This is a genomic window from Streptomyces sp. NBC_01471 (assembly GCF_041438865.1).
GTDB lineage: Bacteria > Actinomycetota > Actinomycetes > Streptomycetales > Streptomycetaceae > Streptomyces.
This window is the reverse complement of record NZ_CP109450.1, coordinates 4,811,327-4,831,013: the sequence shown is the minus strand read 5'-3', so window position 1 is coordinate 4,831,013 and position 19,687 is coordinate 4,811,327. Positions and strand designations below refer to the sequence as shown.

Genomic DNA, 19,687 nt, shown 5'->3' with positions numbered 1-19,687 from the left:
ATGACGTGGCGTCACGGACGGGTCGCGTCCCAGCACCGGGTCGGGCCGTCTCTCCGCGCGGGGAAACACCCGGCCCCGTACTCACGACCCCAGGATCGACGCCAGGAACTCCCCGGTCCACGACAGGAGTTCACGCCCCACCACCGGCTTCCCGCCGATCTTCCCGGCTGTCGGACGCGGCACCAGGATCTGGTGGGCCGCCGCCTTGATGACCGTACGGGGGTAGAGCCGCTTGAGCCGCAGCTCCTGGGACTCCCTCAGCTCCACCGGCGCGAACCGGATGTTGGGCCCCTGGAGGACGATCTCGCCGACCCCGCAGGCGCGCGCCAGCATCCGCAGGCCCGCCACGAGCAGCAGGTTCTCGACCTGCTCGGGCAGCTTGCCGTACCGGTCGGTGAGTTCCTCGCGCACCGCCCTGATGTCCTCGTCCGTGGTGGCGGACGCGATCGAGCGGTACGCCTGGAGGCGCAGCCGCTCACCGGGCGCGTACTCGTGCGGGACGTGCGCGTCGACCGGCAGCTCGATCTTGACCTCCAGCGGCTGCTCCTCCTCGACTCCCCCGTCGACCGCCGTGCGGTAGTCGGCCACCGCCTCGCCGACCATCCGGATGTACAGGTCGAAGCCGACACCCGCGATGTGGCCGGACTGCTCGCCGCCGAGCATGTTGCCCGCGCCGCGGATCTCCAGGTCCTTCATCGCGACGTACATGCCCGCGCCCATCTCGGTGTGCTGGGCGATCGTCGCGAGCCGCTCGTGCGCGGTCTCCGTCAGCGGCTTCTCCGGCGGGTACAGGAAGTACGCGTACCCGCGGTCGCGGCCACGGCCCACCCGGCCGCGCAGCTGGTGCAGCTGCGAGAGGCCGAAGTTGTCGCCGCGCTCCACGATCAGCGTGTTGGCGTTCGCGATGTCGATCCCGGACTCCACGATCGTCGTGGAGACCAGCACGTCGAACTTCTTCTCCCAGAAGTCGACCACGACCTGCTCCAGGGCGCTCTCGCCCATCTGCCCGTGCGCGGTCTGGATGCGCGCCTCCGGGACGATCTCCCGCAGCCGGGCGGCGGCCCGGTCGATCGAGTCGACCCGGTTGTGGATGTAGAAGACCTGCCCCTCACGGAGCAGTTCACGGCGGACGGCGGCGCCGATCTGCTTCTCCTCGTACGGGCCGACGAAGGTCAGCACCGGGTGCCGCTCCTCCGGGGGCGTGGTGATCGTCGACATCTCCCGGATGCCGGTCACCGCCATTTCGAGCGTACGGGGGATGGGCGTCGCGGACATCGTCAGGACGTCGACGTTGGCGCGCAGCTTCTTCAGCTGCTCCTTGTGCTCGACACCGAACCGCTGCTCCTCGTCGACGATGACGAGCCCGAGGTCCTTGAACTTCGTCTCCGACGAGAAGAGCCGGTGCGTGCCGATGACCATGTCGACCGAGCCGTCCCGCAGGCCCTCCAGGGTCGCCTTCGCCTCGGTGTCCGACTGGAAGCGGCTCAGCGCCCGCACGACCACCGGGAACTGCGCGTACCGCTCGGTGAACGTGCCGAAGTGCTGCTGCACGAGGAGCGTCGTCGGCACGAGGACCGCGACCTGCTTGCCGTCCTGGACGGCCTTGAAGGCGGCGCGCACCGCGATCTCGGTCTTGCCGTACCCGACGTCGCCGCAGATCAGCCGGTCCATCGGGACCGTCTTCTCCATGTCCTCCTTGACCTCGGCGATCGTGGAGAGCTGGTCGGGCGTCTCCACGTACGGGAAGGCGTCCTCCAGCTCGCGCTGCCAGGGGGTGTCCTGGGCGAAGGAGTGGCCGGGCGCCGCCATCCGCGCCGAGTAGAGCTTGATGAGGTCCCCGGCGATCTCCTTGACCGCCTTCTTGGCGCGCGCCTTGGTCTTCGTCCAGTCGGAACCGCCGAGCCGGTGCAGCGTCGGGGCCTCGCCGCCCACGTACTTGGTGACCTGCTCCAGCTGGTCGGTGGGGATGTACAGCCGGTCGCCGGGCTGGCCGCGCTTGGCCGGGGCGTACTCGACCAGGAGGTACTCACGGGTCGCGCCCTGCACTGTGCGCTGCACCATCTCGATGTAGCGGCCCACGCCGTGCTGCTCGTGGACGATGAAGTCGCCCGTCTCCAGGGTCAGCGGGTCGATGGTCTTCCTGCGCCGGACCGGCATCCGGCCCAGGTCCTTGGAGGCGGTCCGCTGTCCTGTGAGGTCGGTCTCGGAGAGCACCGCGAGCTTGATCGCCGGGTCGATGAACCCGTGGTCGACCGAACCGCACGAGACATGCACGACCGAGGGCGTCAGCTCGCCCAGATCGGCGTCGAGCCGGGCCGCGATGCCCTCGCCGCCGAGGACCTCGACCGTGCGGCTCGCCGGGCCGTGGCCCTCCGTGAGATACACCGTGCGCCAGCCGTCGGCGATCCAGCCCTTGGTGTCGGCGAGGGCCCGCGCGGTGTCGCCGCGGTACGTCTCCGGGGCGTGCATCCCCAGCTTGATCATGTCGTCGGCGATGTCCTCGTCCGCGGCGAACGGGCTCACCGCCCACCACATCATGCCCAGCTCACGCGCCCGGTCGCGGACCTCCGCGATGCCCCGGAGCGACGCGGCGCCCACATCGATGGGCGCGTCCCCGCCGCCCGCGGTGGCCGCCCACGACGCCTGGAGGAACTCCTGCGAGGTCGCCACCAGGTCGGCCGCCCGGCTGCGGACCCGCTCCGGGTCGCAGACCACGGCCATCGAACCGGCCGGCAGGACGTCGATCAGCAGCTCCATGTCGTCGACCAGGACCGGGGCCAGGGACTCCATGCCCTCGACGGCGATCCCCTCGGCGATCTTGTCGAGCAGCTCGCCCAGCTCCGGGTGGGCCAGCGCCAGCGCGGCGGCCCGCTCCCGTACGTCCTCGGTCAGCAGCAGCTCCCGGCAGGGCGGCGCCCACAGCCCGTGCTCGGCGATCTCCAGGGAGCGCTGGTCCGCGACCTTGAAGTAACGGATCTCCTCGACCTCGTCGCCCCAGAACTCCACCCGCAGGGGGTGCTCCTCGGTCGGCGGGAACACGTCGAGGATGCCACCCCTGACGGCGAACTCGCCGCGCTTCTCGACCAGTTCCACCCGCGCGTACGCGGCGGCCGCCAGCGCCTCGGTGATCTCCATCAGATCGGCGGACGAACCCTGCCGCAGCGACACGGGCTCCAGGTCTCCGAGCCCCTTGACCTGCGGCTGGAGTACGGACCTGATCGGCGCGACGACCACGCTGACGGGACCGGCGGACGGGTCGTCGGAGCGGGGGTGCGCCAGCCTGCGCAGCACCGCGATCCGCCGGCCCACCGTGTCGGACCGGGGCGAGAGCCGCTCGTGCGGCAGCGTCTCCCACGACGGGTACTCCACCACCGCGTCCTCCTGGTCCGCCGGGAAGAGCGAACGCAGCGCGGCGGCCAGATCCTCGGCCTCGCGGCCGGTGGCGGTCACCGCCAGCACCGTGCGGCGGGTCTCGCGGGCCAGCGCGGCGACGGCGAAGGGCCGGGCGGCGGGCGGGCCGACCAGATCGACATGCATCCGGTGCCCGTCGCCCGCGGCCTTCACCGCTTCGGCGAGCGCGGGGTCCGAGATGGCGGCATCGAGCAGACCGTGCAGGCTCATGAAGAACGCTTTCCGTCCGGGGTGGTGGTGCGGGTGGTGCGGTGTGCAACGCGAAGGGCCCGACACGTCTCACGGGCCGGGGGCTCTCCAGCGTACGACTTCACGAAGAAGTCGGCGTCCCATGTCAACCGGACCGGCCTCCCCGTCGTATTCACTCATGGGGCCTTTTCCAGGTCCCCTGACCTGCCCACACCCGGGATCCGTCCGTGCCCGGGTCCGTCCGCATCTGAGATCTGTCCACGCCGGGGAGCCGCATGACTGTCGAGGAGTTCGAGGAGTTCTACGCTCACTCCGCGAAACAGCTGGTGGGACAGGTCTATCTGATGACCGGCGATCTCCATGAGGCCCAGGACGTGGTGCAGGAGGCGTTCGTACGGGCCTGGGGCCGGCGCTCCGCGCTGTACCGGGACGCGGGCCCCGAGGCGTGGATACGGACTGTGGCCTGGCGGCTCGCCGTGAGCCGCTGGCGCAGGCGGGGCCGGAGCGCGGAAGCCTGGCGCCGCCACAGCGACGCCCGCCCGTCGACCGTGCCCGAGCCCGATCCGGACACCGTCGCGATGGTCTCGGCGCTGCGGCAGCTGACCGAGCGGCAGCGGCGGGTGGCGGTCCTGCACTACGTGTGCGACCTCACCGTCGAGCAGGTGGCCGCCGAGACGGGGATATCGGCGGGGACCGTCAAGACCCATCTCTCCCGCGCCCGGGCCTCGCTCGCGCCGCATCTCTCCGAGGAGGAGCACGGTGTCTGAGACCGAGTACGCATCCGGCTGCGGGTCCGATCACCCGTCCGGTCACGGACCCGACCGCGCCCTGGCCCGTGCGCTGAAGCAGGCCGCCGAATCGGCGGGCCGCACGGCCGCACCCGCACCGGCCGGGTGGGTCTCGGCGCGGGGCGCCACCCGCAGGCGCCGGGTCCTGGCGTCGGCCGCCGCGGGCACCGTGTGCGTCCTGGCGAGCGGTGTCGTGGCGGCCGTGCTGCAGCTCCAGCCCAGCACCCCCGCGCTCCCCGCCGCACCGCCGAGCCCCCGGCACTCCGCGGCCGGCGAGCGTACGAGCCCGGCCGCCCCGTCCATCGAGTCCGGCTCGCCCGCGTCGGGCAGCCCGCCCGGCGCCACGCGCACCAGCAGGGTGCGGGGGAAGCCCACCGCCCCGGCCACCTCGCCCCCGTGGTCGCCCCCGCCCACCTGGTGACGGCACGCCCGCTCGTGGCGGTGGACACGGCCCAGCCCCGGCCGACGCACCTGGCGTCGACCGGGGCTGAGTCTCCCCCGTTGTCCCCCGCTCCCCCGCTCCCCCGGTCAGCGGGCCCGGTCATCCCGGACAGTCATGCGTACCGAGCCGTGAAGTGAACAGAAACGCACCGCGTCAGTCCGTCGCGATCGCGTTCAGTACGTTCATCCGGCCCGCCCGGAACGCCGGGATCAGGGCGGCGAACAGGCCCACGAACGCCGAGGCGACGAAGACCGTGATGATCGTCGGCCACGGGATCTCCAGGACCCCCATGCCCTCCAGGGCGAGGATCTTCTGGGCCGACGTTCCCCAGCCCATCCCGAGCCCCAGGCCGAGCAGCGCACCGAAGAGCGCGATGACCACCGACTCCAGCCGGATCATCCGGCGCAGCTGCCGCCGCGAGAGGCCGATCGCCCGCATCAGGCCGATCTCCCTGGTCCGCTCGACGACCGACAGGGCCAGCGTGTTCACCACGCCGAGCACCGCGACGATGATCGCGAGGGCCAGCAGCCCGTAGACGATGTTGAGCAGCTGCCCGATCTGGTCCTTGAGGTCCTGCTTGAAGTCGGTCTGGTCCTGCACCTTGTACTGCGGGTACTTGGCCAGCGACTTCTTCAGCCCGGCGTAGGCGGCCTTCTCCTGGCCGTCCCTGGCCTTGGCGAACATGATGATGTTCGGGGGCATCTTGGCAGCGGGCACGTACCGGGCGGCCGTCGTGATGTTCAGATACATCGCGCCCTTGTCGACGCTCGTGTCGTCGGAGGTGACGGCCGCGATCCTCAGCTTCGCCGTCCGCCCTCCCTTGAACGCCACGGACAGGGTGTCGCCGACCTTGACGTGGTGCTTCCTGGCGTAGGCGTCACCGACGGACATGGCGTCCTTGCCGTACGCCGCCGAGAGGTCGCCCGAGACGGTCTCGCGCCGCAGGTCCTGTGCGTACGTCGGATCGGCCGCGATGACCGACTCGTCCTCGCGCGTCCCGTCGGGCGCGGTCAGCCGGGAGTCGACCGCCTTGTAGTTGGTGACGTGCTCGATGCCCGGCACGGCCTCCAGGGCCTTCTGGGCCTGCGGCACGATCAGCTGGCCGCTGCCGCTCTGGACGATGAAGTCCGCGCCGACCGACTTGTCGAGCTCATCGGTGGCCGAGGCCACCATCGAGGAGCCGACGACCGACAGACAGGCCACCAGCGCGAGCCCGATCATCAGGGCGGCGCCGGTCGCTCCCGTACGCCGCGGGTTGCGCAGCGCGTTGCGCTCGGCCATCCGTCCGACCGGGCCGAAGATCCGCAGCACGACCGAGCTGATCCCCCGGACCAGCACCCCTGCGAGCAGCGGGCCGATGACCACGAAGCCGATGAGCGTGAGCACCACGCCCACCCCGAGCCAGAGCGAACCCTGACCCGACTTGTCCGCCGCGGCGGCGGCGAGCAGAGAGGCCCCACCGGCACCGGTGAGCACCAGGCCGATCGCCGCCCTGAGCCATCCCGCCCTGCCGTCGGCCGGCATGCCGGAGTCCCGCAGCGCGGCCATCGGGGAGATCTTCCCGGCCCGGCGGGCCGGGACGTACGCGGCGACGATCGTCACGATGACGCCGAGCAGCATGCCGACGGCCGGGGTCGTCCACCTGACCGTCAGATCCTCCGTGGACAGATCCATGCCCACGGAACCCATCACCTTCATCAGCCCGACCGCGAGGCCGACACCGGCGCCGACGCCGAGGACGGAGCCGAAGATCCCGAGCAGCAGCGCCTCGACCAGCACCGAGCGGTTGACCTGCTTGCGGCTGGAGCCGAGGGCCCGCATCAGGCCGATCTCACGGGTCCGCTGGGCGACCAGCATCGAGAAGGTGTTGATGATGAGGAAGATGCCGACGAGGAAGGCGATTCCGGCGAAGCCGAGCATCGCGTACTTCATGACGTCGAGGAACGAGCCGACGTCCGAACGGTTGGCGTCCGCGTTCTCCTTCTGCGTCTCGAATGTGTACGGGCCGTGGAGCACCGCTTCCACGTTCTGCTTCAACCGGGCATCGCTCACACCCGGCTCGGCGTTGACGGAGATGCTCGTGAAGAGGCCGGGGCCGCCCAGCAGTTCGTGCTGCGCGGTGGCGGTGTCGAAGTACACGACGGCCGCACCGGGGTTGGTCACCTTGAACGTGGCGATACCGGCTATCCGGGCCCTGATGTCACCGCTGACGGTGATCGTGCGCAGCTCGTCGCCCAGCGTGAGGTGGTGCTTCTTCGCGGTGTCCGCGTCGACCATCACCTCGGAGGGGCCGCGCGGCGCGTGGCCGGAGGTGATCTCCATCGACTTGGTCTCGCCGGGCGTCCAGTTGCCGGCGATCGTCGGGGCGCCGCTGCTGGAACCCACGTCCTTGTTGTGGCCGTCGACGACCGTCACGCTCATGCTGCTGACGCCGCCCCGCGCCGACCGCACCCCGTCGGCCTTCTCGACCTGCCGCACCGCGGAGGCGGGCAGCGACTCCGGCTTGCCGTTCTGGGTGCTGTTGTCGGTGCCCTTGGCGGACTTGGGGCTGACCGTGACGTCCGCGGCGGTGGCCGCGAAGAGCTTGTCGAAGGTGGTGTTCATGGTGTCGGTGAAGACCAGCGTGCCGCACACGAAGCCGACCGACAGCAGGACCGCGACGGCGGAGAGCGCCATCCGCCCCTTGTGCGCGAAGAAGTTGCGCATCGAGGTCTTCCAGACGGTCATGACGTCCGCCCGCGCGCGTCGAAGTCCTTCATCCGGTCGAGGACCTGGTCGGCCGTCGGGCCGTACATCTCGTCCACGATCCTGCCGTCCGCGAGGTAGAGCACCCGGTCCGCGTACGAGGCGGCCACCGGGTCGTGCGTGACCATCACGATGGTCTGGCCCAGCTCGGAGACCGATTTGCGCAGGAAGCCCAGCACCTCCGCTCCCGCCCGGGAGTCGAGGTTCCCGGTCGGCTCGTCACCGAAGATGATCTCCGGCCGCGCGGCCAGGGCGCGCGCCACGGCGACCCGCTGCTGCTGACCGCCGGAAAGCTGTGTCGGCCGGTGCTTGAGCCGGTCCGCGAGCCCCACGGTCTCCACCACCTGCCGCAGCCACTGCGCGTCCGGCCTGCGCCCCGCGATGTCCATCGGGAGCGTGATGTTCTCGATGGCGTTGAGCGTGGGCAGCAGGTTGAAGGCCTGGAAGATGAAGCCGATACGGTCCCGGCGCAGCTGGGTGAGCTTCTTGTCCTTGAGCCCGGTGATCTCCGTCTCGTCCAGATGGATCTGGCCGCCGCTCACCGTGTCGAGTCCGGCGAGGCAGTGCATCAGCGTGGACTTGCCGGAGCCCGAGGGGCCCATGATCGCGGTGAACCGGCCACGGGCGATGTCCACATCGACGTGGTCGAGGGCGACGACCCGCGTCTCCCCCGATCCGTACGCCTTGACGACCTGCCGCGCTCGCGCCGCAACGGCCGTACGCCCTCCAGTACCCCCGTGCCTGGGAATGGTCACAGCCGTTGTCACGGTAAATCTCCTATGTCGGTCCTGCCCCGCTTGTCAGCGGGCATGGTTGAAGTCTGTCGATCCGGGGTGCGCGGCACACTGGTGCACGTAGCCGCATACGCCCTGGGGTTTTCCCCACCCCCGCCGCTGCGGGCGGCCATAAACAAACGCTAAGGAACGGCCCGCCCCGTCACGTCCTCCGGCGGGACGAACGCTCCCGGGCCATCTGTAGGGGTCGGTCCCTAGGGGCTTTCCACCCCGGAGAGGACCGCCTCTCAGGGACGGCTGAACCCTGACGCCACCGAAGACGCAAGGGGCGACCACCGGAACGGACACGGTGTACGGGGAAAGCTTCCGCGGGGCCGGCCTGCGTCAACTCGGCTTGTGGTGCGACCCGTTGGGGTGAAGGGGAGCCAGGAAAGAGGCATTGGCACATGCCTGCGTCATAGCGTCCGGCGCATGGTCAGTTCCTCACATGAAGCACTGCACAGGGTCTTCCAGGAGGACACAGGGCTCTTCATCAGAGCGTTCCAACGCCTGCTGGACGTCCCCTTCCCGGAATGATCTTCGCCGAGTTCACCGAGGTCGGCCTGGGGAACACCCGGGCACGACAGATCTGGAGGGAATTGATGACCACCCTGAGTTACTTCTTCCAGTCCGAGGCCGCCCAGCAGGTCCGCGAGGAAGGGCGCGAGGAAGGGCTACAGGAAGGCCGCGCGGAAGCTCAGGCCGGGGCGGTGCTGATGGTGCTGGAACGGCGTGGTCTCGCCGTGTCCCCCGCGACACGGGCCCGCATCACCGCGTGCACGGATCTCGCCACGCTCACCGACTGGCTGGACCGGGCCTGGAGCGTCGGCGCGGCCGCCGAACTCTTCCTGCACCCCTGAACCCGCACGCCTGAACTGCCCCCCCCTGGCCCTGGCCACTGCCCTCCGCCCGCACCGCTCGGGAGCGGGCGGAGAGGCAGGACCGCCGGTCAGCTGCCTTCCGTGGCCGGGGTCCTTCCCGTCAGCCCGGCCAGGCTGCTCCGTACGTGCGACATGTGCGCCCGCAGCTCCTCCTGCGCCTCGCCGTTCTCCGCCAGCACCCGCTCCGTCTCCCGTTCCGTACGCTCCGCACGGACCCAGGCCTGCGCCACCAGCTCCGCCGCCTGCGCCTCCGCGTCCTCCTGGCCGTGCCGCACCGACTCCTCCGTCGCCGACAGCGCCCGCTGCGCCTCCGCCAGGCGGGCCTCGGCCCGGGCGATCAGCTCCGTGTGCCGGGCGTCGAAGTCGGCCTCCCTTGCGGCCAGTTCCCGCTCAGCCGCATCGGCGCGCTCGCCGTGCTCCTTCTCCAGCTCCGCCAGCGCCGCCGCCGTACGCTCCCGCATCTCCCGCAGCACACCCAGCGCCTCACCGCGCCACCGCTTCGCGTCCTGGCGCGAACCGATCCGCAGCTCGTCGCACGCAGCCTGCGCAGCGCCCAGCACCTGCTGGGCGTGCGCCTCGGCCGCGGCCAGCACCGCGTCCGCGTCCGCCCGCGCCGCGTCCCGCAGCCCCCGCTCCGCCACGCCCGCCTCGTCGTGGAGCCGCTGAGCCACCGCGAGCGCCTCGCTGTGCAGCCCGGCAGCCTCCTCCGTGACCAGCGCGATCAGCGTCCGGGCCCGCTCGCCCAGCGTCTCGTACGTCTGCGGGGCCAGCCCGGCCACCTGCTCGGCCAGCGCGGCGGACGTGGCCGCCATCTCCTTCGTCAGGACCGTCAGCCGCGCCGCACGCTCCCAGGCCCCGTCGCGTTCGTCCGAGAGATCCGCGACAAACCGGTCGACCTGCTCGGGCCGGTACCCACGGCCCCGCACGCCCGTGAAGCCATGAGGTGACACAGCTGCTGAACTCATCCGTCAAGCCCCTCTTCGAACACGATGCGCGACGGGCCGCCCCACGCGTCCCGGCGCACATCTTGGTAGATCATCGCGAAGTGCCCATACCGCGACACTCCACCCATCCCATCCACCCAGGATGCGTCACCCGGCGGACGAAGTCGGCACCGCCGTCCGAGACGGCTGATTCCGGACCCCGCACACGGACAGAACCCGACGACGTGACGGACCCCACGGATGGGCCCACACAGCAGAGGCGCCCGGCCGCGGATCGCGGTCGGGCGCCTCGTACGGCGTGCAAGGGGTCGTGCCGGGGCTACGTCAGAGCAGCCCGTCCCACATCTGCTCCAGCAGCACCGACCACCAGCTCTCCGGCGAACCGAGCGCCGCCGGATCCAGCATCATCAGCTGCGCCTGGAAGTCGACCGTCCACCGGCCGGCCTGCTCCGGAGTGAGACCGAAGCGGAGCCGCCACATCCGGCCCAGCAGCGCCAATGACCGTACGAACTCGGGCAGCCCCGAGTTCACGAACTGCGGCGCCACCGGCTGACCGCCTGGCCCCGCCTCCACCGGCACGGCCACGATGTTCGCCGTGCCGTACTGCACACAGATCGCCCGCCCGAAGTCGGAACCCATCACCAGATACGACGCCGCGTCGGACGCGGGCTGCACCTGGCGCTGCGCGGCCAGCTCGGCCAGCGTCGGAACGGGCTGGCCCGGCACCGCCTGCGCCCAGAAGAACGGGCCGAAATCGACCGGCAGCCCCGCCCACACCAGCGTCTGCGCCACGATGTCCGGCACACCCTGCCGGGACACCGCCCGCTGGTCGAAACGGAAAACGCCCTGCGGCCCGAAGGCCTGCGCCAGTTCGTGCGCGACACCCTGCGGCGGGATCGGCGGCACCGGCTGCACCGCCGGCAGCGGGGCCCGCACCGGAGCCGGCCGCGCCGGGCCGTCCGCGACCTGGTGCAGCTCACCCTGGTGGGTCAGCAGATGCTGCATCCCCTGCTGGCGGCTGGCGTGATCCCTGCCGTACGGAGCGACGCTGGTGATCCGGACCTGCGGCCAGGTCTCCCGGATCATCCGCGCACAGTACCCACCGGGCAGCTCGCACGACTCCAGCTCCGTGTGCAGCTCGATGACCTGCTGCGGCGGCACGTTCATGGCCCGCAGCTCGTGCAGCATCTGCCACTCGGGGTGCGGGGTGCCGGGCGCGGAACGGCGGATGAGCTGCTGCTCGGAGCCGTCCTGCGCGCGGTAACGCAGCACGGCCTGGTAGCCGGGACCCACCGTCGGCAGCCCGCTGGGGGGCTGCTGCGGATACCCGTACGCGGCGCCCTGCGGCGGCGGTACGGGACCGGGCGGCTGCACCGGACCGGGAGGCGGCATCCGGCCGGGCGGCGGCGTACCGACGCCGGGACCGGCCAGCATCGTGGCCGCGTGGTGCACATCGCCGCCCATGCTCCCACCGGGCGGCGGAGGCGGCGGAGGACCACCCTGGCCGGGGCGGCCGGGCGGACCGGGAGGCTGCGGCGCACCCGCACCGGGAACACCGGGCGGACCCGGCGGCTGCGGCGCACCGGGCGGGCCGGCCGGCCTGGGACCGCCGAGACTGCCCTGACCGCCCAGGCTCGGACCGGCCAGCATCGTCGCCGCGTGGTGCACACCGCCACCCATGCTCCCGCCGGAGCTTCCACCGGGCGGCGGAGGCGCCGGCGGACCGGGCGGCTGCTGACCGGGCGGCTGCTGACCGGGAACCCGCTGACCTGAAGGCTGCGGCGCACCCGGGACACCGGGCGGGCCGGGCGGCTGCGAGCCGTCAGGGCCTAGGGGCGAGACCATCTGCGTCCGTACGTAACCACCGGCCGGAACACCCGGCGGCAGCGGCGGGGCGGCATCGGGCCGCGCTCCCGGGGTGCCCGGCGCTCCGGGCGGGGGCGGCGTGGTCGCACCACTGCCGCGCGCCGACCGCGGGGGCACCGTGGCCTTGCTGGTCGCGGCATCGGCGATGTCAGCGGCGCCCGGGACCTGTCCGGCGACGGGCGGCAGGGGTGCACCGGGACCCGGCAGCGGCGGAGGCGTCTGGGACGGGGGCTGCGGCAATGACTGCGGGGGCTGCTGACCCACCGGCTGCTGCTGGGACGGCTGTGACGGCTGCTGGAACTGCTGCGGCTGCGGCTGCGGCTGCGGCTGCGGCTGCTGGGAACCGTCCAGGGCGGGCGCGACGGTCGTCCGGGGCAGCCCGCTGCCGGCGGACATCAGCGCCGTCTTGGCCTCGGGCGCCGCACCGGGCGGCGGGGCCCCCTCGTCGTCCGAACCGGCCAGTGGCGGCGCGAACACGGTCACGGGCAGCGGAACCGAACCGTCCTGGCCGTCCGACAACGCATTGGTGTCGGTCCCGGCCCACGGGGTCCCGTCCGCGGGAACGCCCTCATTCGCCGTGGGCTCGTGGTCCCCGCTGTCGGCCGACGGGGTCCCACCCGACGTACCCCAACTACCGCCCGCGACAGGCGCACCGGCACCCGATCCAGATCCAGATCCAGCGTCCGCACCGGCCCCCGACCGCCGGTCAGGGATCCCCAGCTTGTCCGCCGCGTCCTGCAGCCACTCCGGCGGAGTCAGCAGGAACGACGTCTGATTCAGATCGATCCGCTGCGGCGGCTCCGGCGCCGCAGGCGCATCACCCACCGCCCCGTACTCCTCCTCGTACCGCCGCACCACCTCACCGACCGGCAACCCGGGCCACAGCGTCGCCTCGCCGCCGTCCCGCGCGATCACCAGCCGCTGACGGCCGCCACCACCCGAAGGACCCGCCGCGCGGTCCTCCGCCCACACCACGAAACCGAGCTCGAACTCCCGTACCCGCACCTCGCGGTGCTGATACGGGGGAACGTCCCCGTTGACCCACTCTTCCGCGCGCTCCTGCGCCTGCGCAAAGGTCACCATCGGCTCTTCACCCCTCGGCCGAGACCGGGACGGCCTGCGCGAAGCCGCCGTCCACCATCAGGTTCGCCACTGTCTCCAGCTCCGGCGGATTCCCCGCCAGCCGCTCCAGGAACGCATCGAAATCATCACCGCACGGCAGCAGCAGCCGCTCCACCCGCTCCGGCGGCGGCCACGCGTCCCGGTCCCGGGCATCGTCGTACGCACAGAACCAGACCGTGCCGACACCACCGCCCTTGACCTTCACGGCGACGATCCCGCCCTGGACGAAACCGACGCCCAGATAGTCCTTCGTCAGATGGTCCCGCAGGCACTTGTTCACGTACACCAGGTCATTGACAGCGGCCTCGTCGCGCACCGTGAAGAACGGCTGGTCCACCAGCAGGCCCAACTCCGCGTCCAGCGCCGTACCGACCGGTGCACAGCCACCCGCCGCCTTCAGGAACGACCGGTACGCGGCAGGCAGCCGGTACCCCAGGTCCTCCTCGGCACCCAGGACAAGCTGCTCACCCACCGCCACCGCACCCCTCGGCAGCCCGAAATGGGCCGGCCGGGTGTCCTGCAGCGGACGCGTACCCCGCTTGTCCTGGTCGACGGCCGCCATCGCGAGCCCGCCGTGATGCCGCAGCAGCGCCTTGACCTCGACCGGCACGAGCTCCAGCCGGCGCGTACCGGGCACGTGGTGCCAGGTCCAGCCGTGCGGCGTGGCAACAGCCGGGATCGTGTCCCACAGCTCGTGCCCCGACGCCGCCAGCGCGGCATTCGCCGACACGTAGTCCGTGAGCCGCAACTCATCGACGCCGAACCCCTCCGGGGGATCCGCGATCTCCGCGGCCGCGCGCGCGTACGGCGAGAAATCCGGGAATCCGTTCCCGTCCACCCGCACACCGCGGGGATGGCGCGCGGCCCGGACCGGGTCCGGGAAGCTCACGAGCTGCCCGGCGTAGGCCGCGTTCGGTGGCGCGGCTTGCTGCCCGAGCCGACCTGTCGTCATGGCGGTTGCCCCCTGCTGCGAATGGCTTGGAACGACAGCCTATGCGGTGGTGCAAGAGGCGGTCCCGCCCCATCACCGCACAGTCCTGGCCCCCCTGCGCCGAGTAACGGACGGTCACGTTCGAGTGACCCGCAGCCGATGCAACACCCCGATCACAGGCCCCAGCTTCCCCACCCGGTGCCCCATTTGGCAGGCTGACCCCGCAACACGGGGGCGCGACACCGGCGGCAGCCGCCGCGGGGTGGGAGGGGTAGCACGACCATGCACACCGCACAGACACCACACACACCACACGCAACACCGTCACCACAGGCGGCGCCGTCACCACAGACTGCACCGACACAACAGGCAGCACCGTCACCGCAGACCGCGCCGACGGGCGACCCACGCCTGCGCTGGAGCAGCACCGAATCCCGCCCGCCCGCACTCCGCCACCGCAGGGACGGCATCCTCCCCACAGTCGCCGCGGCACTCTCCGTCCGCGGAGCGGACACCCTCACCTCCACCGCGGGCAAGGCCGACCAGCCACCCACGCTCCACCCGCTGGTCCACGACTTCCTCACCACCCTCACCAGCGGCCAGCGTGAACGGTTCACCGGACGCTGCCCCGAAGCGATCCTGCTCTCCCGCCACCTCACCGCCGTGGAAAGCACCCGCTCCAAACGGGCCTCCCGCAAACCCCTCACCAACGGCGAAGCCCGCCGCACCCTCAGACACGCCAAAATCACCGCCCGCCACATCCGCGAGGACGGCGACCCCCTCCACGGCACCTACGCACCCCCCTGCCGCTCCTGTACGGCGATGCTCGCCCACTTCGGCGTACGCGCAGTCGACCCGACCACCGAGAAGGGCTGAACCACCCCCGATGCCGCCGCACCCGCAGGACGCACCGGACGCACCCACCGCCCCCAGCACCCGCTTCCCCGAAACCGTGGACGCCGCGCTGCGCGAAGCGGGCTGGCTCCCCGGCCGCTGGGACATCCGGGGCGCCGAACAATGGGCCGACACCCTGCGCGCCCACATCTCCCCCGCCGGCCACCAGCACGCGGTCTTCCCCGCCGCCGTCGAAGCCTGGGCCGAATTCGGCGGACTGCGCATCACCGGCCCCGCACCCGGCCGCCAGACAGCCCCCGCCCCGGTCACCATCGACCCGCTCAGCGGCCTGCACCTCGCCCGCACCCTCGCCGACCTGGGCCGCGCACTCGACACCGAGATCGCCCCGCTCGGCGACGAAGGAGACGGCCGGGCCCTGCTCGCGATCGACACCGAAGGCCGCATCTACAGCATCGACCACACCGGCGACTGGTACCTCGGCCACGACATCGACCAAGGCCTCACGACCCTCATCACCGGACTCCAGCCGGCCAGACTGGGCTCGGGGTAACGAAGCAACCCCCGTCGGGGGGGCTCACACCTGTCCGGCGGGCCTTTGCTCCGGCAACACCGCCGACACCCGGAACCCACCGGCCTCCGTCGGCCCCGAGACGAACACCCCGCCCAAAGCCGTCACCCGCTCCCGCATCCCCAGCAGCCCGTTCCCCCCGCTCGGCAGCCCCGCGTCCGCCGCACCCGCATCCGACGGACCGTTCTCGATCTGCAGCGCCACCTCGCTCCCCCGGTGCGCGAGCCGCACCCGCGCCTTCGCCCCCGCAGCATGCTTGTGCACATTGGTCAGCGCCTCCTGGACCACCCGGTACGCCGTCCGCTCGACCAGCGCGTCGTACGGCGCGGCCACACCCTCCACCAGCAGCTCCACCACCATCCCCGCCGCCCGTGACTGCCCCACCAGCACATCCAGCTCATCCAGACACGGCCCGTCCTCCACCGCCGCAGCGGCAGCAGCCGCAGCCGCCACCCCCACGGCCGCCAACGGCACCGCCGCCGGAGCCCGCACCGACTCCCCCGAGCGCAACACCCCGAGCATCTCCCGCAACTCGGTCAGCGCCTGCCGCCCCATGTCCCCCACCAACGCCGCGTTCCTGGACGCCTTCGCGGGATCCTTCAACGCCACCGCCTGCAGAGCCGCCGCATGCACCACCATCAGACTCACCCGGTGCGCCACCACATCGTGCATCTCCCGCGCGATCCGCGTCCGCTCCTCCGTCCGCGCCCACTCGGCCCGCTCCTCCGCCCGGTCCGCCAGCAGCGACAGCTCCCGCTCCAGACTGTCGGCCCGCTCCCGCAGGCTCTCCATGAGCCGACGGCGCGCCCCTATGTACAGCCCGAACAGCACGGGCGGGGCCGTCAGCCCCAGCGACATGAAGACGGACCCGAGCACGACGAACACCGGCCCCGGGCTCCCGTCCTCGGCGCCCACACCGTGCCGCAGCCGTACGAACGTCACGATGAGCGTGCCGAGCGTCGCCATCACGGTCAGCGCACCGGTCAGCCGGCGCGGCACATCGGACGCGGCGAGCGTGTAGAGCCCGACGATCCCCATCAGGAAACCCATATGAGCGGGCGTGGTGGCGATCGACACCAGCACCACCGCTATCGGCCACCGCCGCCTCAGCACCAGTACGAAACCGGCCAACAGCCCGAACACCACCCCGAACGGCACGGGAAGCCCGGCCTGCCCGGAGAAGTCGACACCCTCCCCTGCACACTCAAGAGCCGAGACGACGCCCAGCCCCACATCCAGCACGGCACTTCGCCGCCGATCCCACCACCACCAGCCACGGGTGGTCAGCCCCGTGGCCGTGGCGTCGTGCGCCCCCGTTGCGGTCATGGCAACCAGCGTACGGGCGGGCGCACCCCTGCCCCACGAATTTCGATGTGGGAGGTTACGCGCAATACGCCCTGATCACTCGATCCAGTGAATCGATCAGACTTTCGAACCGGACGTCCGCATTCCGGACGAACCTGTTCCCATGACCGATATCCGCAGCAGAAACAGCCGGGACAGCAAGTACGCCGACTTCGAAGACCTGCGCGAACAAGCCATCACCCTGCGCCGGGAGGGACTCAGCCGCCGCCAGATCCGCGACCGGCTCCTCGTCGACAACAACGACATCCTCAACCGCCTGCTGGACGGCGAGCCCGCGCCGGACTGGACCCGGCGCCCGAACGCGAAGGACGACCTCCGCGCGAAGGCCCGCGAACTCCGGCTGCAGGGCATGACGTACGACCGGATACAGGTGGAGCTGGGGTGCTCGAAGAGTTCGATCTCCCTGTGGGTGCGGGACCTGCCGAAGCCTCCCCGGCGCACCCGGGAGGAAGCCTCGGCCATCGCGAAGCGCGGCTGGGAGGCGACACTCCAGCGGCGGGAGGAGGAACGCCGGCAGACCAAGCAGGCGGCCAAGGACGAGATCGGGACGCTGTCCGAGCGGGAACTCATGATCGTGGGGGCCGCGCTCTACTGGGCCGAAGGGACCAAGGACAAGCCTCACGCCCGACGCGAGAGCGTGGCATTCGTCAACAGTGACCCCAGCATGATTCAGGTGTTCCTGGCCTGGCTGGATCTCCTCGGAGTGGACCGCGAGCTACTCCGGTTCCACGTGTCCATTCACGAGTCGGCCGACGTGCTCGCTGCCGAGGAGTACTGGGCAGGGCTCGTGGGGAGCGACACCTCGTCGTTCGGCAGGACCACTCTCAAGAAACACAACGCGAAGACAGTGCGCAAGAACGTCGGCGCCGACTATCACGGCTGCCTCATCGTCCAGGTTCAGAGAAGCGCTGATCTTTACCGTCGCATCGAGGGCTGGTGGTACGGCATAGTGGATGCCAGCGTTTTGGTCAGCGGGCGTTCCTTGCCCGGCTGACGCGCGTTCCGCCGTAGTGTAATCGGCAGCACGGCATCCTTTGGAGATGTTCGGTCTAGGTTCGAGTCCTAGCGGCGGAGCACTGAGTCGTTCGGGTCCTGACCTCCGCGGTCGGGACCCGCCCCCATTTCCACCCCCCGGCCCCCCGGTATTCTGCGGACGTCCACCACCCGCACCCGAAGGGCACCACCGTGAGCGCCAATCCCCCCCAAGGTCTCGGATCCGCGCGTACAGGGGGAGAGGCTCCCTTGGCCGCCGCCGTCGTCGTTCTCGCCGCGGGTGCGGGCACCCGGATGAAGTCGGCCACTCCGAAGGTCCTGCACGAGGTCAGCGGGCGTTCGCTCGTCGGACATGTCATCGCCGCCTCCCGTGAGCTGGAGCCCGAGCAGCTCGTCGTGGTCGTCGGGCACGAGCGCGAGAAGGTCCAGGCCCATCTCGCGGAGACCGACGCGGGCGTACGCACCGCCGTGCAGCTCGAACAGAACGGCACCGGGCACGCCGTCCGTACCGCCCTCGAAGAGCTGGGCGCGGCCCCCGAAGGGACCGTTCTCGTCGTGTGCGGCGACACCCCGCTGCTCACCGGGGCGACCCTCGCCGCGCTCGCCGCCACCCACACCACCGACGGCAACGCCGTCACCGTGCTGACCGCCGAGGTCCCCGACGCCACGGGGTACGGACGGATCGTGCGCGACCACGCCACCGGTGCGGTGATCTCGATCGTCGAGCACAAGGACGCGTCCGAGGCGGAGTTGGCCATCCGGGAGATCAACTCGGGGGTGTTCGCCTTCGACGGGCGACTGCTGGCGGATGCCCTGGGCAAGGTGCGCACCGACAACAGCCAGGGCGAGGAGTACCTGACCGATGTGCTCGGCATTCTGCGGGCGGCCGGTCACCGGGTCGGGGCGGCCGTCGCCGGTGATCACCGGGAGATCGTCGGGATCAACAACCGGGTGCAGCTGGCGCAGGCGCGCGCGCTGCTGAACGCCCGGCTGCTGGAGCGGGCGATGCTCGCCGGGGTGAGCGTGATCGACCCGGCGTCGGTCTTCATCGACGTGACGGTGACGTTCGAGCCGGACTCGGTGGTCCATCCCGGTACACAGCTGCTGGGTACGACGCATCTGGCCGAGGGTGCGGAGGTCGGCCCCAACTCCCGGCTGAAGGACACCGTGGTGGGTCCGTTCGCCCGGGTGGACAACACCGTGGCGGACGGCGCGGAGGTCGGCGAGCACGCCACCGTGGGTCCGTACGCCTATCTGCGGCCCGGTACCCGGCTCGGTACGCGGGGCAAGATCGGGACGTACGTGGAGACGAAGAACGCGACCATCGGTGAGGGTTCGAAGGTGCCGCATCTGTCGTACGTCGGTGACGCGACGATCGGTGAGTTCAGCAACATCGGTGCTGCGAGCGTCTTCGTGAACTATGACGGACAGGACAAACACCACACGACGATCGGGTCGCACTGCCGCACCGGTTCGGACAACATGTTTGTGGCTCCCATCACGGTCGGGGACGGTGTCTACACCGCCGCCGGGTCGGTGATCACGAAGAGCGTGCCGGCCGGTGCGCTGGCCGTCGCCCGGGGCCAGCAAAGGAATATCGAGGGTTGGGTGGCCAGGAAGCGGCCGGAAAGCGCGGCTGCGCGGGCCGCTCAGGCCGCGTCCGAGAAGCCCGGTGGCGAAAGCTGACCGGAAACACGTGCGTTCATCTGCGCGTACCGTGATAGACGCATGCTCGGCTTACGGGCCGGGACTCCGGGGTACGCCCCGGTCCATACCTCCGGCTGGCTCGCCCAGCAGCAATCAACACGTCTGAG

14 protein-coding genes and 1 tRNA gene are annotated in these 19,687 nt (G+C 71.2%); 8 read left to right on the top strand and 7 right to left on the bottom strand.

The window, feature by feature from the left end:
- Nucleotides 1-81: 81 nt before the first annotated feature.
- Complete coding sequence (gene mfd / locus OG285_RS21620) at nt 82-3,621, bottom strand: transcription-repair coupling factor (RefSeq protein WP_356834166.1); 3,540 nt, start codon at nt 3,619-3,621, stop codon at nt 82-84.
- 254 nt (nt 3,622-3,875) lie between these two features.
- Between mfd and OG285_RS21615 the strand changes: the two genes are divergently transcribed.
- Together OG285_RS21615 and OG285_RS21610 are read left to right on the top strand one after the other, a co-directional pair.
- On the top strand, nt 3,876-4,367 hold the full coding sequence (locus tag OG285_RS21615; protein ID WP_356834164.1) for a SigE family RNA polymerase sigma factor: 492 nt from the start codon (nt 3,876-3,878) through the stop codon (nt 4,365-4,367).
- Entirely contained in the window at nt 4,360-4,809 is a 450-nt protein-coding gene (locus OG285_RS21610) for a hypothetical protein (RefSeq protein ID WP_356834162.1), read from the top strand. The genes OG285_RS21615 and OG285_RS21610 overlap by 8 nt, the downstream gene beginning before the upstream one ends.
- Nucleotides 4,810-4,983: 174 nt before the next feature.
- On the opposite strand, the gene OG285_RS21605 is transcribed toward OG285_RS21610, so the two are convergent.
- Nucleotides 4,984-7,557, bottom strand: coding sequence for an FtsX-like permease family protein (locus OG285_RS21605; RefSeq protein WP_356834160.1), 2,574 nt, complete (start codon nt 7,555-7,557; stop codon nt 4,984-4,986).
- A complete protein-coding gene (locus tag OG285_RS21600; RefSeq protein ID WP_356834158.1) occupies nt 7,554-8,342 on the bottom strand; it encodes an ABC transporter ATP-binding protein in 789 nt (262 codons plus the stop codon). Before OG285_RS21600 ends, OG285_RS21605 begins: the two co-directional genes overlap by 4 nt.
- A 539-nt stretch (nt 8,343-8,881) precedes the next feature.
- Between OG285_RS21600 and OG285_RS21595 the strand changes: the two genes are divergently transcribed.
- Nucleotides 8,882-9,208 (top strand): hypothetical protein, encoded by a 327-nt coding sequence (locus tag OG285_RS21595; RefSeq protein WP_371791943.1) that lies wholly within the window; start codon nt 8,882-8,884, stop codon nt 9,206-9,208.
- 89 nt (nt 9,209-9,297) lie between these two features.
- Here the strand turns inward: OG285_RS21595 and OG285_RS21590 are convergent, their stop codons facing one another.
- The 3 genes from OG285_RS21590 to OG285_RS21580 form a co-directional block, all read right to left on the bottom strand.
- The gene (locus OG285_RS21590) at nt 9,298-10,194 is read right to left on the bottom strand and encodes a cellulose-binding protein (protein ID WP_371791942.1); all 897 of its coding nucleotides are present in this window, start codon (nt 10,192-10,194) and stop codon (nt 9,298-9,300) included.
- Between the two features lie 303 nt (nt 10,195-10,497).
- Nucleotides 10,498-13,122 (bottom strand): SUKH-4 family immunity protein, encoded by a 2,625-nt coding sequence (locus tag OG285_RS21585; RefSeq protein ID WP_371791941.1) that lies wholly within the window; start codon nt 13,120-13,122, stop codon nt 10,498-10,500.
- A gap of 7 nt (nt 13,123-13,129) precedes the next feature.
- Nucleotides 13,130-14,113 carry an SMI1/KNR4 family protein gene (locus OG285_RS21580; protein WP_356834150.1) on the bottom strand — a complete coding sequence of 328 codons (984 nt, stop codon included), beginning with the start codon at nt 14,111-14,113 and terminating at the stop codon, nt 13,130-13,132.
- Nucleotides 14,114-14,374: 261 nt separating this feature from the next.
- Between OG285_RS21580 and OG285_RS21575 the strand changes: the two genes are divergently transcribed.
- On the top strand, nt 14,375-14,968 hold the full coding sequence (locus OG285_RS21575; RefSeq protein ID WP_371791940.1) for a YwqJ-related putative deaminase: 594 nt from the start codon (nt 14,375-14,377) through the stop codon (nt 14,966-14,968).
- Nucleotides 14,969-14,978: 10 nt separating this feature from the next.
- The gene (locus OG285_RS21570; RefSeq protein ID WP_371791939.1) at nt 14,979-15,497 is read left to right on the top strand and encodes an SUKH-3 domain-containing protein; all 519 of its coding nucleotides are present in this window, start codon (nt 14,979-14,981) and stop codon (nt 15,495-15,497) included.
- A 24-nt stretch (nt 15,498-15,521) separates the two neighbouring features.
- Here OG285_RS21570 and OG285_RS21565 read toward each other — a convergent pair whose 3' ends face one another.
- A complete protein-coding gene (locus OG285_RS21565; RefSeq protein ID WP_356834145.1) occupies nt 15,522-16,841 on the bottom strand; it encodes a histidine kinase in 1,320 nt (439 codons plus the stop codon).
- A gap of 142 nt (nt 16,842-16,983) precedes the next feature.
- Here OG285_RS21565 and OG285_RS21560 point away from each other — a divergent pair, with 142 nt between their 5' ends.
- From OG285_RS21560 to glmU, 3 genes are all read left to right on the top strand, one after another.
- On the top strand, nt 16,984-17,874 hold the full coding sequence (locus OG285_RS21560; protein WP_371791938.1) for a hypothetical protein: 891 nt from the start codon (nt 16,984-16,986) through the stop codon (nt 17,872-17,874).
- A gap of 7 nt (nt 17,875-17,881) precedes the next feature.
- A tRNA-Gln gene (locus OG285_RS21555) sits at nt 17,882-17,954 on the top strand.
- 168 nt (nt 17,955-18,122) lie between these two features.
- On the top strand, nt 18,123-19,559 hold the full coding sequence (gene glmU, locus OG285_RS21550) for a bifunctional UDP-N-acetylglucosamine diphosphorylase/glucosamine-1-phosphate N-acetyltransferase GlmU (RefSeq protein WP_356834141.1): 1,437 nt from the start codon (nt 18,123-18,125) through the stop codon (nt 19,557-19,559).
- The last annotated feature ends 128 nt before the right edge of the window (nt 19,560-19,687 follow it).

What these genes read in the sequence shown, in the direction of transcription:
- OG285_RS21585 (WP_371791941.1), bottom strand. Translation starts at nt 13,122, where the DNA reads ATGGTGACCTTTGCGCAGGCGCAGGAGCGCGCGGAAGAGTGGGTCAAC.
- OG285_RS21570 (WP_371791939.1), top strand. Translation starts at nt 14,979, where the DNA reads ATGCCGCCGCACCCGCAGGACGCACCGGACGCACCCACCGCCCCCAGC.
- OG285_RS21605 (WP_356834160.1), bottom strand. Translation starts at nt 7,557, where the DNA reads ATGACCGTCTGGAAGACCTCGATGCGCAACTTCTTCGCGCACAAGGGG.
- OG285_RS21595 (WP_371791943.1), top strand. Translation starts at nt 8,882, where the DNA reads ATGATCTTCGCCGAGTTCACCGAGGTCGGCCTGGGGAACACCCGGGCA.
- OG285_RS21575 (WP_371791940.1), top strand. Translation starts at nt 14,375, where the DNA reads ATGCACACCGCACAGACACCACACACACCACACGCAACACCGTCACCA.
- OG285_RS21580 (WP_356834150.1), bottom strand. Translation starts at nt 14,113, where the DNA reads ATGACGACAGGTCGGCTCGGGCAGCAAGCCGCGCCACCGAACGCGGCC.
- OG285_RS21560 (WP_371791938.1), top strand. Translation starts at nt 16,984, where the DNA reads ATGACCGATATCCGCAGCAGAAACAGCCGGGACAGCAAGTACGCCGAC.
- mfd (WP_356834166.1), bottom strand. Translation starts at nt 3,621, where the DNA reads ATGAGCCTGCACGGTCTGCTCGATGCCGCCATCTCGGACCCCGCGCTC.
- OG285_RS21615 (WP_356834164.1), top strand. Translation starts at nt 3,876, where the DNA reads ATGACTGTCGAGGAGTTCGAGGAGTTCTACGCTCACTCCGCGAAACAG.
- OG285_RS21590 (WP_371791942.1), bottom strand. Translation starts at nt 10,194, where the DNA reads ATGAGTTCAGCAGCTGTGTCACCTCATGGCTTCACGGGCGTGCGGGGC.
- OG285_RS21565 (WP_356834145.1), bottom strand. Translation starts at nt 16,841, where the DNA reads ATGACCGCAACGGGGGCGCACGACGCCACGGCCACGGGGCTGACCACC.